The sequence below is a fragment of the Kosakonia sp. R1.Fl genome (assembly GCF_023516815.1).
Classification (GTDB): Bacteria; Pseudomonadota; Gammaproteobacteria; order Enterobacterales; family Enterobacteriaceae; genus Kosakonia.
The window spans coordinates 333,104-350,062 of sequence record NZ_JAMGSQ010000001.1 but is presented as its reverse complement, the minus strand read 5'-3'; the positions used below and the strand labels follow the sequence as shown (position 1 = coordinate 350,062).

Below are 16,959 nucleotides of genomic sequence, written 5' to 3'. Positions count from 1 at the left end.
GTCTCAGGATTGATCAACCGAATGTGCGGTTCTGTTATCAGCGATTATTCTGATGAGAGAATCTGTCTGCCAGGACGTCGCTGGTCTGAAGGAGCCAACATGTCACTCAGTCATCTGCTTTTGCAGCTACGCCACGCTGCCGAACAGTTGGATCGTAGCCCGCTTTCCGAACCGCTGCCTGGCTGGGTTATTTTTTTTAGCGCCTGCGACGGTAAAACGCGCGCGTATACCCGCCAGGCGCGCGGTGCCAGTTTTGATGACGCCTGGCAAAAAGGAGCTCAGGCGCTGCAGCACTGGCAGCAAGCGCATGCTGCTGAGGCCTGTTGGCTGCGCATCGATGTTGTAGATCGGGTTGAAGCTCTACGCTGGGGCGAGCTGGTGGAAAAACTAAAGGCAACCAAGCGCAATTACTTCCGTTACGGGCTGAGTTTTGATGCCGCGTTTCACTACGCTGCGCTGGAGCAGGAGATTGCCGCTAACGCCTTGTTGTATGACGGTACACAAGGGGTTGCCACGCCGAATGCTAACAATCTGGCGCATTTTTCCCGCAGACGTTTTGGCGCGCGCATTGAGTGGCCGCAAACGGCAGAACAGCCGATTTGGCGTTTCACCACGCGCGCCTGGTTTTGCGACGGGACAACGACATGGCCTGTCGAGTTTACCGGGCGCAACGCCGGTTATCGCCAGCTTGCGCACTGGCAGGATCAACTGGACCCGATGATCTTCTCGGCGAGTGATTACCTGGCGCGTCAGGTCACGCCTTCCGGGCGGTATGACTATGGCTGGTTCCCCTGCTTTGACCGCGCCATTCCCACCTACAACGCGTTACGCCACGCCAGTTCAACCTATGCGTTGCTGGAAGGGTGGGAAGTGACGCGTAACGAAAAACAGTGGCAGGTCATTGAACGCGCGCTGGCGTACCTCAGTAGCGAGCTGATTCGCCATTACACATTGCCGGACGGCAGCGAAGCGGATTTCCTGGTCGACACTGGCGATGAAATTAAACTTGGCGGTAACGCGGTGTGTATCCTGGCAATGGCGAAATACCACGAACTGACGGGCAGCGATCGCGACATTGCGCAAATGAACCGGCTGGCAAATGGCATTACCTCGATGCAGAACGCGCAAAGCGGCGGGTTTGTACACGTGCTGCATGCCGCCGATCTCTCGGTGAAAGCGGCACAACGTATTATTTACTATGACGGTGAAGCGGCGTTTGCGTTGATGCGTTTGTACCGTATTACTCAGGAACCGCGCTGGCTTACCTGTGTTGAACGTGCGCTGGAAGATTTTATCGCCCGGCAACACTGGCAGGCGCATGATCACTGGTTAGGGTACTGTGTCAATGAGCTGACGCGCTATCAACCGCGCAGACGTTATTACCAGTTTGGCCTCGACAATGTGCGCGACCACCTTGATTTTGTGCTGAACCGGGTGACGACCTATCCAACGTTGCTGGAGTTGATGATGGCGGCCGCACAGATGATCGAAAGGCTTGCCGGATCTGAACACCGTGATTTGCTTGATGGTTTTGATCTGGCGCGTTTTAACCTGGCGCTGGAAACTCGCGCCCGTTATCTGACCAACGGTTTTTTCTGGCCGGAACTGGCGATGTTTTTCAAAAAACCGGCGCGCATTGTCGGCAGCTTTTTTATTCGCCATCACAGTTACCGTGTCCGGATCGACGACGTTGAACATTATCTTTCCGGGTATATCGCATATCGTAAGGCGTGGCTGCAACAGCGGCCGGACTATACTCGTTAGCACGCTACTCCCGGAACCGTAACACATGAACAGGCGCTCTGGCGCAACACTTACAGGCTTCTGTCGACAACGGTGGTTTTCATGCTGGCTACTGGTGTTGCTGGTTATTGCTCCTGGGCTTGGGGCCGGGTGGGATTTCAACGCCATCAGCACCAAAACCCGGCAATTGTACGGCGCATCAACCCCTGCAGCGCAGCAGCGAATCGATCAATGGGCCGCGTTAGTGAATAACCCGCCGCAGGAAACCACCCTGCAAACGCTGGAGCGCGTGAATCAGTTTTTTAATCAGCGCATGGCGTTTCGCGACGATACGCTGGTCTGGGGAGCGAAAGATTACTGGGCTACGCCGATAGAGTTTTTACGCAAAGGCGCGGGCGATTGTGAAGATTTCGCGCTGGCGAAATATTTCACCCTGCGCGAATTAGGCATCCCGGCAAGTCAGCTACGCATCACCTATGTAAAAGCGTTGCAGTTAAATCAGGCGCATATGGTTGTGACATGGTACGCCACGCCGGACGCGATCCCGCTGGTGCTCGATATCCTGAAAAACGCGATTTTACCCGCTACGCAGCGCCCCGATCTGCTGCCCGTGTACGCCTTTAATGGCGAAGGTTTGTGGCTACCGCAGGCGGGCGGCAATAAACGTGTTGGCGACAGCCAGCGGCTTTCCCGCTGGCAGGATCTTCTCACCCGCATGCGTGCGGAAGGGTTTGTTATTAACGAATAGGACGCAGCCATGTCTCTGTATAAACAGTTACTGCTCGGCATCTGTCTGTTCACGCTCGTGCTTTTTTGCGGCAATTTTTTTATTACGCTGGACAGTTCGCGTGAACAGTACAGCGCTCAATTGGGCGCACATTCTCAGGATGCCGCTACGGCGTTGGGCGTTTCGTTAACCGGGAATATTGACGATCCGGCGATGATCGAATTGATGGTGAACGCCATTTTCGACAGCGGATATTTTTACAGTATCCGCGTGGTGGATGTGAACAGCGGTAAGCCATTAATAGAACGGCAAAGCGACCCGCAGAGTGGCACTGTTCCGCAGTGGTTTGAACAGCTGGTGCACCTGAAGCCCGGCGTGGGCGAAGCGATCATTATGCGCGGCTGGATCCAGGCGGCGCGCGTTGAAGTGGTGAGCCACCCGATGTTTGCGCTGATGCGCCTGTGGAAGAGTATGATCGCCAGTTTCCTGTGGCTCACCGGCTGTAGCCTGTTGTGTCTTGTCAGCGCCATGTTGATGCTACGCCGGAGTCTGCGACCGTTAGATAGTATTGCTGTGCAGGCGGCGTCGATTACCCGTCGCGAGTTCCGACACGTTCCCAATGTGCCAAAAACGCCGGAGCTCAAGCGCGTGGTGGAAGCCAGCAATATGATGGTTTCGCAACTGCAAACCCTGTTTAGCGAGCAGGCGCAGCGTACCGTTGCGCTGCGTGAAGCCGCTTACCATGACAGCCTGACCGCGTTGAATAACCGCCGTGCGTTCGACATCCATTTGCAGTCTGTTCTGCGCGATGACGAAATGGCTTTCGGCTATGTGATCCTGCTGCGTGTGCGCGATTTAGCCGGGCTTAACCTGCGCATGGGCGGCGAAAAGACCGATGCGCTGTTGCAGGAAATAGCGGCGATTTTGCGCGAAACTAAGCAAATTCACCTGCATCATGATGGATTTGTTGCCCGTATTCGTGGCGGTGAGTTCGCCATTGTTACTGCTGACATGGTGCCACAGGAACACCAGGCGCTAATGAACGCGCTAACGGCACGTGTAAATGTGCTCTACAAAACCGGGATGAGCGATCGGTCGCCGCTGGCCTATTTCGCCAGCGTGGCTTTCCAGCCCGGTGACACGCCGCAAAATATTATGGCGCAAGCCGATCAGGCGCTTACGGCTGCGGAAACGAACACCCATTATGCGTTACAACCCGGCGTGAACCCGGCGGGTAACCATGACGATCACCACCGTTGGCTTACCCGGCTGGAAAACGTGCTGCTGACGGAAAATTTTGTCCTGTTTGCGCAGCCGGTCGTGACTTGTGACAGCTCGCGCCAGGTGTTACATCACAAAATTCTGGCGCGGATCAAAACCGAAGAGGGGGAGATGATCCCGGCCGGGCGCTTTATGCCCTGGTTTCTGCGTTTTTCGTTAAGCGCGCGTATGGACGCGGTAATGCTGAAACAGACGCTCCGGTTTATGAGTGCTTCGCCTCTGGCGCTGGCGCTCAGTATTAGTGGTGAGAGTGTCGCCAGCGATGAAAATCTGGCGGTTTTACTTCAACTTTTAAAAAACGAACCGCGGCTGGCAAACCGGCTGACGCTGGAGCTGGATGAAAATGAACTGCCGGACCCGGAACGTGTCAGCGTCGTGGTCAATAAACTAAATGAGGTCGGGTGCCGGTTAGGGATTCAGCATTTTGGCGGGCGTTTTCATCTGATTGGTAATTTGCCACAGTGGGGATTGGCCTGGATAAAAATAGATGGCAGCTATATTCACCATATTGATACAGAAGAAGATAAACACTTTTTTATTGAGGCCATGTATTGGGCCGCCAGACAAATTAATCTGCCACTTATTGCAGAACAAGTGGAAACCTCAGAAGAATTAGCAATACTCAATAAAATAGGGATTTATGGTGCCATGGGACGTTATTTTGGCGATCCTTCATCATTAGCAAATTAATAATTAAGGCAATCCTGTATAACAACGGGGGGAAATCATGCACTACATTGAACGTGACGCTGAAGGGAGAATTACGCGGGTTGAGTCTACGCCTTTTGCCGGTATGGTTGAGCAATATGAAGAGGACACCGAGGAAGTCACCGAATGGTTACGTGTCCAGTCGATGCGCGAAGCCACGCTCCAGCGGCTTCAGCAGAGCGATCTGGAGATGGTTCGCGTACTGGAAGATCTTATCGACGTGTTAATGAGTAAAGGTGTTATCAGCATTACCGACCTGCCGCAGGCGGCGCAAAGCAAGCTGATAAACCGCACACAGGCGCGTTTGACGTTAAGTGGGTTGGAACGTTTAATTGATGACGAAGATGAGGGTATTTTTTGATTTTATACTGAAAAAATTAAATGTGATTAAAAATATAACCTTAGCATTGTGAATCTTCTGATATTTAATATTGCCCGTCATATATATATTACTGTTTATTTTAGTGAATCCTCGAAGTTTCTCACCGCGCGTTCTTATTATTCTGCGAACCACTGTGTGATGAATTAATCCGTTATTGCTAGTGCATTGAAAATATTCCTTTTGCAGGTTTATGCCACTTCCCGTTTGCAGGGAAGATGGCAATTTATCAGAGGCACACATCATGAGTGGCGTTGCCGGGATAATTAAAGCGGTAATAGGACAAGTCTTCGCAACCTCTCCTGACGGGAGCAGGCATCTTTTAGTCGAAGGCGATACCCTCCAGGATGGCGATCAGATCGACACGGGTGCCGCAGGCGCTATCTCTATTTTATTGCCTGATGGAAAAACCCTCGATCTGGGCCGCGACAGCCACTGGGATAGCACCGGTTACGCTTTAACTACCGGGACGGAAGCACAGCAAAGCGACGTTGAAGCTGCGCAACAGGCCATTGCCGCAGGGCAAGACCCGACGCAAATCCTTGAAGCCCCGGCGGCGGGTCCCCAGCAGCCTGCCGCTGATCAACCAGGCACCCCCGATGGCGGCGGTCACACAAATGTTACCGTTGATCTTACCGCCGAGATCCTCGATCCCACCGCGGGTTACCCCACGACCGGTCTTGAAACCCCGGACGATGACCGGCGTGATGAGCCCTCTTTTCTTACCCCCGCTGAAAACAACGCGCTGACTGGTTCGGATTCTGATGCAGACGCCGACGCTGACTCAGATGCAGACACCGGTATTCATGATTCGGACGCCGATGCAGATTCGGATGCTGACGCAGATGCAGATGCGGATACCGACGCGGATGCCGATACCGACGCAGATGCGGATGCAGACACTGATGCGGATTTGGACGCGGATGCGGATACTGACGCCGATGCCGATGCCGATGCCGATGCCGATGCCGATGCAGATGCGGATACAGACGCCGACGCCGATGCAGACGCAGATACAGATGCCGATACGGATGCGGACGCGGATGCTGATACGGATGCGGATGCTGATACGGATGCGGATGCCGATACCGATGCGGATGCAGATGCCGATGCGGATACGGATGCCGATGCGGATACGGATGCCGACGCGGATGCAGACGCTGACACCGATGCGGATACCGATACCGATGCAGACACCGACACCGACACCGACGCAGATGCAGACGCAGATACCGATGCCGATACTGACGCCGATGCCGATGCCGATGCCGATGCCGATGCCGATGCCGATGCCGATGCCGATGCCGATGCCGATGCCGATGCCGATACGGATGCGGACGCCGATGCGGATGCAGATGCCGATACGGATGCGGACGCCGATGCGGATACCGATACCGATGCAGACACCGACGCAGATGCAGATGCAGATGCCGACGCGGATGCAGATGCAGACGCAGATACCGATGCGGATGCAGACGCAGATGCGGACGCCGATGCAGATGCAGATGCAGATGCAGATGCGGATGCAGACACTGATGCGGATTCGGACGCGGATGCGGATGCCGATTCGGACGCCGATACCGACGCAGATGCCGATGCGGATGCGGATACCGACGCGGACGCGGACGCCGATGCGGATGCAGATGCCGATGCGGATACAGACGCTGACGCCGATGCAGACGCAGATACAGACGCAGATACAGACGCCGATGCCGATGCCGATACGGATGCGGACGCCGATGCAGATGCAGATGCAGATGCCGATGCCGATGCGGATTCGGACGCGGATGCCGATACCGACGCAGATGCGGATGCAGACACTGATGCGGATACTGACGCCGATGCCGATGCCGATGCGGACGCCGATGCTGATGCCGATACGGATGCAGATTCGGACGCGGATGCCGATACCGATGCGGACACTGATTCAGACGCAGATGCCGACTCAGATGCGGATGCAGACACTGATGCGGATTCGGACGCGGATGCGGATGCCGATTCGGACGCCGATACCGACGCAGATGCGGACGCCGATGGAGATGCGGATGCAGATGCAGACGCAGATTCGGATTCGGATACGGATACGGATGCTGATGCTGATTCTGACGCCGATGCGGATGCAGACGCTGACGCCGATGCAGACGCAGATACCGATGCGGATACCGACGCAGATACAGACGCAGATGTGGATACCGATGCAGACGCAGACGCCGACACCGACGCAGATGCAGATGCCGATGCAGATACAGATGCCGACGCAGATGCGGACGCCAATGCCGATACGGATGCAGACGCAGATGCAGATGCAGATGCCGATACGGATGCGGATGCCGATACTGATGCCGATACCGACGCAGATGCGGATGCCGACGCAGATGCGGACGCCGATGCCGATACTGACGCAGATGCGGATGCCGATGCTGACACGGATGCGGATACAGACGCCGATGCCGATGCGGACACTGATTCAGACGCAGATGCCGACTCAGATGCGGATGCAGACACTGATGCGGATTCGGACGCCGATACCGACGCAGATGCGGACGCAGATGCGGACGCCAATGCCGATACGGATGCAGACGCAGATGCAGATGCAGATGCAGATGCCGATACGGATGCGGATGCCGATACTGATGCCGATACCGACGCAGATGCGGATGCCGACGCAGATGCGGACGCCGATGCCGATACTGACGCAGATGCGGATGCCGATGCTGACACGGATGCGGATACAGACGCCGATGCCGATGCGGACACTGATTCAGACGCAGATGCCGACTCAGATGCGGATGCAGACACTGATGCGGATTCGGACGCCGATACCGACGCAGATGCGGACGCAGATGCCGATACGGATGCGGACGCCGATGCCGATACGGATGCAGACTCAGATGCGGATGCCGATGCTGACACTGACACGGATGCGGATACAGACGCTGACGCCGATGCAGATGCCGATACTGATGCCGATGCAGACGCAGATACCGATGCGGATACTGACGCCGATGCCGATGCGGATACAGACGCCGATGCCGATACCGATGCGGATGCAGATGCAGATGCCGATACCGATGCGGACGCGGATTCGGACGCCGATACCGATGCGGATACAGACGCCGATGCCGATGCCGATACGGACGCCGATGCAGATGCGGACGCAGATTCGGATGCAGACGCGGATGCAGATACCGATGCGGATGCCGATGCCGATGCCGATACGGATGCAGATGCGGACGCCGATGCAGATGCGGACGCAGATTCGGATTCGGATACGGATGCTGATGCTGATGCTGATTCTGACGCCGATGCGGATGCAGACTCAGATGCAGATGCAGATGCAGATGCAGATGCAGATGCCGATGCAGATGCCGATGCAGATACCGATACTCATGATTCGGATGCAGACGCAGATACCGATGCAGATGCGGACGCAGATGCGGACGCGGATGCTGATACGGATGCGGACGCCGATGCCGATGCGGATACGGATGCCGACGCCGATACAGACGCAGATACAGACGCAGATGCCGATGCGGATACCGACGCGGACGCGGACGCCGATGCGGATGCAGATGCCGATGCGGATGCGGACGCAGATTCGGATGCCGACGCGGATACGGATACGGACGCTGATGCTGATTCTGACGCCGATGCCGATACGGATACCGACGCAGATGCAGACGCGGACACCGACGCTGATACGGATGCGGACGCGGATGCAGACGCGGATACAGATGCCGACACAGATTCGGATGCAGATACCGATACGGATGCGGACGCCGATGCAGATGCGGACACAGATTCGGATGCAGATACCGATGCGGATGCAGATGCAGATACTGATGCGGACGCCGATACCGATGCGGATGCCGATTCAGATACGGACGTCGATACTCATGATTCAGACGCAGATGCCGACTCTGACGCCGACGCCAACAAAAGTTCTGATGTGCATTTGACGGTGACCTTAACGCCGGGGGCTAATACGCCAGAGACGTCTGACGACAATATCCTTCACATCAATGGCGGCAGTGGGGATCCTAACGGTTACGACATCCAGAACGGCGTCATCGTTGCTATTGGCGATAACGTGCAGATCTGGCTTACGCCAGACAGCCCGGACGGTGCGATCCAGGGCGATCATGTCCCCGAATGCAGTAACCCCAATCAGATTCACTATTACGACAGTAACGGCAATGCCAATGCCAGCGGCAGTTCCGCGGGCAGTACGGATATTTTTGTCGTCGGCGATCATACCGGTGGGTACTATCAGCAAGGGGATTGGTCCAACGATCACTATGATTTCAGACCAGTGAATGGCATCACCGGCAATCAGGGCGTGCCAGAAGGTGAGACTGGCAAAGATTACATTTTTGTCACCGGCGACAGCGCGAACTATTCCGTTTCGGGCGTCGATCATCCGGCGAATCACCAGAACAATTCCATCGATAACTTGCAGGTCACCAACACGGAAAACGGCTCACACCCCTTCGGTAATGCCAACGGAATTGAAGGTGTTGTCTTTGGCGATGGCCCGTCGTCAACTCTGGGTGGCGATACCCATGTGACCACATCGGTCACGCTGAACCTGGACGTTAACCTCGAAAGCTCCGACAGCAACGATCATCTGACCTCATTGACGCTGAGCGGCCTGCCCGAAGGGGCCCAGTTCAGCGGCGATCACATGAGTGTGAGTTATGACGGTGAACACGGCACGTACACACTCACATTTGATGACAACACATCCCATTATGACGGGCAGATTTCGGTGATGTTGCCGGAGGGGCAAACGACAATTGGCGATGTCTCTATCGAGGTGAACTCCACCGCCGACGAACTCCACGATACGGACTTTACCTTGAATGGCGAAGAGGGGGGCCAGGTGGTAAGCGGTACGGAGACCACCAGCGCCGGGGAACATACGGCCGACAGCCCAGCCGATACCACACATATCGAAGCGACCAGCCTCGCCGTTGATGAAACTTCCCATGCGGATACGCAAAGTACCGATCACACTGCGGACAGCACTCAGCACGCTGCGGATCTCTCCGACGATCACACCACTGACGCGACCGGCGAAGAGAGCGCTAATTCCCTGTTGCTAGTGGAGGACGACGGCCTCCAGCTCGGCAATCTCGAACCGGGAAGCGCCGAGCAGCAGGGACAGTCGGTTGTTGCGAACGATGCCTCGCTGAACAATTTGCTGGGTGAAGAGAACGACAGCGAATCAGAGGAAAACAGCAGTAACGCTTCCCATCACGGCTCCGCAGCCCAACACGGCGGGGATCATCATGAGGGGAATCATTATGGTTGGGAGCATCAGGATGCAGATCGCCACGATGGAGATCATCAGGACGCTTCACACCATGACGCGGAACATGCCGATAGCGATGCATCCACCCCCAGCCTCAGCCATGACGAACCGGTCAATTTCAGCGACATCATTCAGGATGACGACGCTCATCAGGATCTCAGCAGCCTTGTTAAAGGCCACGCGCCGGATGCCGGGCATGCCGATCATGACGCCGGTAACGATCACCCCGCACCGGTGGAACCGCCGGATGGTGGAGAGGATCACGGCGCTGGCGAAGGTGGGCACGACGATATGGATCACTTAATTGCCAAACCCGATGCCGACTCTGGTGGCTAACCGAGCCGGTTTGTGTAGACGTCTGTATGCGTTACAGGCCACAGCAGGAGGCCAACATGTTATCTCGTAAGCCGCTGTTATGGGGGATTTCCCTCCCGCTGCTGCTGAGTACTGGCGCACACGCCACCACGCTTGAGCAGGCAGTGAAAGAGGCGATTCTCTGGCACCCGGAAGTCAGCGCGTCTATTAACCGACGTTATTCGGCGGATGAGGATCTGCGGGCGGCGAAAGGCGGATATTTGCCGTCGCTGGATGTCACGGCGGGAACCGGCTGGGAGCAATCGGATAACAGCACCACGCGTGCGGCCGGGGATCATCTGCGCAATTTACACCGCAGCGAATCGAGCATAACGGTGACGCAAAATCTGTTTAGCGGGTTTGCCACCCGCAACGAAGTAGCCCGCCAGACCGCGACGGTGAACTCCAGGGCCTGGACGGTGCTGGATACCAGCGAAAGCACCGCGCTGCAAGCGATCCAGTATTACCTCGATGTGCTGATGCGTCGGCAACTGGTCACGCTGGCGGAAGAGAACCTGAAAAACCACCAGCGGGTATTCGATCAGATTACGCTGCGCACGGAGCAGGGCGTAGGCCGCCAGGCCGATTATGAACAGGCGGAAGCCCGCCTGGCGCAGGCGCGAAACAACCTGCTGACCGAGCAAACCAACCTGGACGATTCGCTGGCGAACTACCAGAGCATGACCGGGAAAGAAGCCGATGATCTCACACTACCGGCGAAATTTAAGGTTCCCGCTTCGCTGGAAGAGGCCCGACAGTCGATGTTGAAAAACAGCCCGTTATTAAAACAAGCCGCTGCTGATGTCGAAGCGACGCGTCAGCAATATGAGGCGGCGAAGTCGCGGTTTTACCCCAGCGTAAGTGTGGAAGTGGGGCGCACCATGGATAACAACATTGACGGTACGCGCGGTCATAACCAGGAGTGGCAGGCCATGTTGCGCATGCGCTACAACCTCTACAACGGCGGCAGCGACAGTGCCACGCTCTCCTCTTACGCCTACAAAATGCGCGAAGCGCAGGATGTCAGAAATAACGCGTTACGCCAGTTAAACGAAGAGCTGCGCCTGGCCTGGAACGCGTTACAAAACGCCCAGAAACAGGTGCCTATTGCGAAAGATTATGCCGATCGCAGTGTGACGGTGCGCAGCGCTTATCAGGAGCAGTTCAGCCTGGGCGACCGCTCGTTGCTGGATATGCTGGACAGTGAAAATGAAGTCTTCACCGCGCAGCAGCGCTATGTGGAGATGCAGTTCACGGAGATGTTTTCGACGTATCGCATTAACGCGCGCACCGGCGAGTTGCTGAAAGCGCTTAATATCCAGCCGCCTTCTTCTGCACAGCCGCTGGATGACACATCCACATCGAAAGTGGAATTGCCTGAACTTAAATAGCATGTTCAGGCAGGGCAGAGGGTATTCCGGCCGACTGGCTGAAAAACGCCTCTGGGGTCTTCGCCATCGCGGTATTCCGCGAACCTGCAAGGTCAGATTATGACGTCGACGAATGATGACACTCAGGCGCTCCCGGTTTCCTCTAACGAGGAGGTAGCCAGAAGCGATCCCCGGCAGACGCATGATGATCCGCTGCTGGATTGCCTGATGATCGTGTGCAAATTGCATAATATCGCCACCACGCGCTACTCGCTGACATCCGGGCTGCCGCTGAAAAACCATTCACTGACGCTGAGCATTTTTCCGCGGGCGGCGCAGCGGGCGGGGTTGAAAGCCAGAACGCTCCAGCGCTCGCTTGAGACGATTTCGGCGATATCGCTGCCGGCGATAGTGCTGCTGGAAAACAACCAGGTTGCGGTACTGATTGGCTGGGACGGGCAGCAAGCGCGGTTATTGCCGAGTGAAACCGAAGGCGGGGAGATCACGCTGACGGGCGATGCGTTGGAGGCGCGTTATAGCGGCACGGCGATTTTTCTCCAGCGGGAGCATGAATTTGATACGCAGCCTACGGCTACGATCCCACGCACGCGCAACTGGTTTCAGGATACGCTGCGACTGTCGAAGTTCCTCTATGCCGATGCGATTATCGCCAGCCTGCTGGTCAATATCATTGCGCTGGCGGCACCGCTGTTTGTGATGAATGTGTATGACCGGGTGGTACCCAACCAGGCGACGGCCACGCTATGGGTGCTGGCGATTGGCATTACTATTGCTTATTTCTTTGATTTTATTCTGAAGACTCTGCGCGGCATGTGTCTGGATCTGGCCGGGAAAAAGACCGACTTGATTGTCTCCGCCGCGCTATTTGAACGTCTGCTGGGGATGAAAATGAAGCTGCGTCCCAGCCGCGTGGGCAGCTTTTCGCAGAACTTTCAGGAGTACCAGTCGGTGCGGGATTTCCTCTCGTCACTGACGCTGACCGGGCTGATTGATTTCCCTTTTACCCTGCTGATTATGCTGGTGATTGGCATTATCGGCGGCCCGCTGGTGTTTATTCCGTTAGTGTCTTACCCGATTGCGCTCATTGGTAACTGGTTGCTCCAGCGCCCGCTGATGTCACAGGTGCAGAAAACTTACCGCTTATCCAGCGAACGCCAGGCGATGCTGGTGGAGACGCTCACCGGGCTGGACGCCATTAAAGTGAATAACGCGCAGAGCGAGCGCCAGTACCAGTGGGAGCAGATTATTGGCCAGCTCAGCAAGCTGGAGATGAAAGTGAAATCGCTCTCTTTTGTGGCGGTGAATTTCACATCGTGGATCCAACAGGCGAGCGGCGTGGCGATCATTGTTGCCGGGGTTTACATCATTATCAGTGGCTCGCTCAGTATGGGCGGGCTGGTAGCCTGCTATTTGTTGCACCGGCGCGCCATGATGCCGGTGGGCCAACTCTGTAGCCTGATAACCCGTTACCAGCGGGCAAAAATGACCAAAGCCACCGTCGATCGCATGCTGGATCTGGAGCAGGAAATTCATGACGAGGACGTTCCGCTCAGGCGCGAGAAACTCTCCGGGGCGCTGGAGTTTCGTGATGTCACTTTTCGTTATCCGAACAATCAATACACCTCACTGAATAACGTTACGCTGACTATTAAACCGGGCGAAAAAATCGGCATTATCGGTCGCAGCGGTTCCGGTAAAAGCTCGCTGGCGAAGCTGCTGGTGGGATTTTATCAGCCGGATGCCGGTAGCGTGTTGATTGATGATATCGACTCCCGACAGATTGATGTCCACGATTTGCGCCATAACATTGGCTACGCGCCGCAGGATATCCACCTGTTTAGCGGCACGCTGCGGGAAAACCTGCTGTATGGCGCAAGTTATGTCGGCGAAGAGGCGATGCTGCGGGTGGCGATGATCACCGGCGTGCATGAGTTCGCCCGCCGCCACCCTTCCGGCTATAACATGCGCATTGGCGAGCGGGGGATGAACCTCTCCGGTGGTCAGCGTCAGGCGGTTACGCTCGCGCGGGCGCTGTTACTTGACCCGCCGATTTTGCTGATGGATGAACCTACAAGCTCGATGGATAACACCAGCGAGGAACTGATCAAAAAGGCGCTGATCCCGGTCGTCGCCAACAAGACGTTGCTGCTGGTGACACATCGTGCTTCGTTACTCTCCCTGGTTGAGCGTCTGATTATTCTCGATAACGGCAAAATCATCGCCGATGGCCCGAAAGAGAGCGTCATGAGCGCACTGAAAAAGGGGCAAATCCATGCAAATCGTTGACCTGCTTAGCCGCCTGATGAGCTGGCTGTTCGGTGATAAAAAAACGTCGCCGCTGGCCATCAATGAAGTGAATCAGGCGTTGCTTGATGACTCGCCGCGCGTTATCCGCATTACGCTGTGGGCGATTTTTATCTTTTTTATCCTGATGGTTGGTTGGGCGTCATTTGCCGATATTGATGAAGTGACGCGGGGCGAAGGCCGGGCTATTCCCTCTTCACGGTTGCAAAAAATTCAGAATCTGGAAGGGGGGATTGTCGCCCAGGTGTATGTTCACGAAGGCGAAGTGGTGAACGCTGGCGCGCCGCTGATTCGGCTCGACGATACCCGTTTTCGCTCTAACGCCGGGGAAACCCAGGCCGACCGTATGGCGTTACAGGCGCGTATTGAACGCTTAACGGCGCAGGTCAATGGCGCAACGACGCTGGAACTCTCGCCGGAGATAATCCAGCAAGCACCGGATATTGCCAAAGGTGAAATGGCGCTGTTCCTGAGCATTAACAGCAAGCTACAAAGCACGATTGCCGGGCTGAACGAGCAACTGGTGCAGAAAAAGCAGGAGCTTATCGACCTGCAAACCAAAGCGGCGCAGTACAAACAGAGCCTCGGGCTTTTGCAGCAGGAGATTAATCTCTCTGAGCCGCTGATCGCCAAAGGGGCGATTTCCCGGGTGGAAGTGCTGCGTTTACGGCGCACCGAAGTGGAGACGCGCGGGCAACTGGATTCAATGACGGTTGCTGTTCCTGGCGCTGTCGCGGCGGTGAACGAGATCACCAATAAAATTAACGAAACGCTGGACGGCAACCGCAGCGACGCCTTGACGCAACTCAACCAGGCGCGGACTGACCTGAGTAAAGCGGAAGCGACCGGTAAAGCGATTGCAGACCGGGTGAACCGTACAATGGTGACCTCGCCGGTCAGAGGGATTGTGCAGCAACTGATGGTGAACACCATTGGTGGGGTGATCCAACCTGGCAGCGATATGGTGGAAATTGTGCCGTTGGATGACCGGTTGCTGGTAGAAGCGAAAATTCGTCCGCAGGATATTGCCTTTTTACACCCAGGTCAGCAGGCGATTGTGAAGTTTTCCGCGTATGACTACACCATCTATGGCGGGCTGGCGGGCGAACTGGTGCAAATCAGCCCGGATACGGTAACCGACAAAGACGGCAACAGCTTTTACGTGATTCGTTTGCGTACGGATAAAAACCATCTCGGCTCGGATGATAAACCGCTGTTGATCATTCCAGGCATGGTGGCGTCGGTGGACATTATTACCGGCCAGCGCACTATCCTGCACTACTTGCTCAAACCAATATTGCGCGCCAAAGCGGAAGCGCTGCGTGAACGGTGATGGCGAAAGGGAGGCCTTTGCCGCCTCCCTTTGTGGTTAGCGGCGATAGCGCCGCAGCACCATCATCACCAGTGCCAGCGTGCTGAACGAAACCATATATAACGCCTGCGCTGCACCCCATTTTGCTGCCAGTAAGGCGGCAATCAGTGTCGCTACGGCGGCGCAGCACGATTGCCAGCGCCATACTTTTGCCGTGGCGGTGGAAACGGCATCGGCATGGAAATTGTGCAACAGGCCGAATGTCCCGACCGCAAAGACCATATTAGACGCCAGATGAGCGGCAAAGATGGTGAGCAGCGCGGTTTTGGGATAGGACGTTAAACCCGGCAGCACACAGTAAGCCGCCAGAAAAGCCAGTAAACAGCCGACCAGATACCTATTGTGGCTGGCATAGCGTTTGAGGTTATCGGCCTTTAGCAGCAGCGGGCCACAAAGCTGGCCCAGGCTGCGCGCAAAGATAAGCGGCAGCGCAAGGTCGCTGGCTTCCGTGGGACGCATTTGTTGTATCAGCGCCGGGAGCAGCGCCATTGCCGGCGCGCCAACGGTGGCAAGGGCAGGTAACAACAGCAAGCTGCGTTTTTGTATGACCGGTAAATGATGCCAGCGCAGCATCACCGTCTTTTCGGGGGGATCCTCATGGCTGACCGGCGGCAGGTAACGTGCCGTGGCGCATAGCAACACCGTAGAGAACACGAAGCTAATGGCATCGATGGACAGCAGCGTCATCGGTGATACCCGGTCAAAAAGGACCACGCCAGCGCCTGCGCCCAACAACACCTGAGAGGCGAAAATCACCGTTTCCATGCTGGTCGCCGCAGGCAGTTCGTTTGCGCTTAAACCTCGTTTAAAAACCAGACTCATGGCAGGCCAGGATAAGCCGGCGGCAAATGCTTCGATCGATTGCACAGCAAGCAGCGCGGGAATGCTGTGCGCCAACAAACCGTAGAGGGGCAAAAGCAGCCCGGCGAGGCCAATCAGCTCACACAGCAACAGTAAACGCAGCGGCGAAACACGCCGGCACCCGTATTCCCCTAATAAACTGCCAAAAAAACCGGGTAATGTAGCCAGCATATAGCTCAGCGTGAGCGTTGCCGGAGAGGCATGCCAGCGTAATAACTGACCAAGGATCAGGGTTTGCGTTAACCCATTGCCGATAGAAGAAAAAAGATAGGCACTACCAAACAAGCACAGCCAGCGGTGCTGGCGCAGCGCGCGCACCAGAACCATCAATAATGTGTTCATTGTCGACATTCTCACGTAAACAGAAAACCGCGTGCGGCATACAGCGCACGGTGCAAAGGTATGTTCACAAAGAAAATGTCGTTACATTGGCGAGCCTGATGAATTGCAGAGATCTGTAAACCTAGCATCACTTTTCGCGAAAGAGAAGGGGGCGGACACATCCATGTATCCGTTGATCTTCAT

Annotated in this window: 9 protein-coding genes; 8 read left to right on the top strand and 1 reads right to left on the bottom strand. The window is 55.9% G+C overall.

What is annotated here, in order from left to right; translation table 11 throughout:
• The first annotated feature begins 99 nt into the window (after nt 1–99).
• From M8Q36_RS01620 to M8Q36_RS01585, 8 genes are all read left to right on the top strand, one after another.
• Nucleotides 100–1,764 (top strand): Mur ligase, encoded by a 1,665-nt coding sequence (locus M8Q36_RS01620; protein WP_249879816.1) that lies wholly within the window; start codon nt 100–102, stop codon nt 1,762–1,764.
• 25 nt (nt 1,765–1,789) lie between these two features.
• Nucleotides 1,790–2,491: a cysteine protease LapG gene (gene lapG / locus M8Q36_RS01615; RefSeq protein WP_249879815.1), complete on the top strand. Its 702-nt coding sequence runs from the start codon at nt 1,790–1,792 to the stop codon at nt 2,489–2,491.
• A 9-nt stretch (nt 2,492–2,500) separates the two neighbouring features.
• On the top strand, nt 2,501–4,441 hold the full coding sequence (locus M8Q36_RS01610) for a bifunctional diguanylate cyclase/phosphodiesterase (RefSeq protein ID WP_249879814.1): 1,941 nt from the start codon (nt 2,501–2,503) through the stop codon (nt 4,439–4,441).
• A gap of 37 nt (nt 4,442–4,478) precedes the next feature.
• Complete coding sequence (locus M8Q36_RS01605) at nt 4,479–4,820, top strand: tryptophan synthase subunit beta (RefSeq protein WP_249879813.1); 342 nt, start codon at nt 4,479–4,481, stop codon at nt 4,818–4,820.
• 262 nt (nt 4,821–5,082) lie between these two features.
• Nucleotides 5,083–10,488 (top strand): hypothetical protein, encoded by a 5,406-nt coding sequence (locus M8Q36_RS01600; protein WP_249879812.1) that lies wholly within the window; start codon nt 5,083–5,085, stop codon nt 10,486–10,488.
• 56 nt (nt 10,489–10,544) lie between these two features.
• Nucleotides 10,545–11,897: a TolC family outer membrane protein gene (locus M8Q36_RS01595; RefSeq protein ID WP_249879811.1), complete on the top strand. Its 1,353-nt coding sequence runs from the start codon at nt 10,545–10,547 to the stop codon at nt 11,895–11,897.
• Nucleotides 11,898–11,996: 99 nt separating this feature from the next.
• Nucleotides 11,997–14,183: a type I secretion system permease/ATPase gene (locus tag M8Q36_RS01590; RefSeq protein WP_283945928.1), complete on the top strand. Its 2,187-nt coding sequence runs from the start codon at nt 11,997–11,999 to the stop codon at nt 14,181–14,183.
• Complete coding sequence (locus M8Q36_RS01585; protein ID WP_502825463.1) at nt 14,170–15,534, top strand: HlyD family type I secretion periplasmic adaptor subunit; 1,365 nt, start codon at nt 14,170–14,172, stop codon at nt 15,532–15,534. The genes M8Q36_RS01590 and M8Q36_RS01585 overlap by 14 nt, the downstream gene beginning before the upstream one ends.
• 36 nt (nt 15,535–15,570) lie before the next feature.
• Here the strand turns inward: M8Q36_RS01585 and M8Q36_RS01580 are convergent, their stop codons facing one another.
• On the bottom strand, nt 15,571–16,776 hold the full coding sequence (locus M8Q36_RS01580) for an MFS transporter (RefSeq protein WP_249879810.1): 1,206 nt from the start codon (nt 16,774–16,776) through the stop codon (nt 15,571–15,573).
• Nucleotides 16,777–16,959 lie beyond the last annotated feature (183 nt).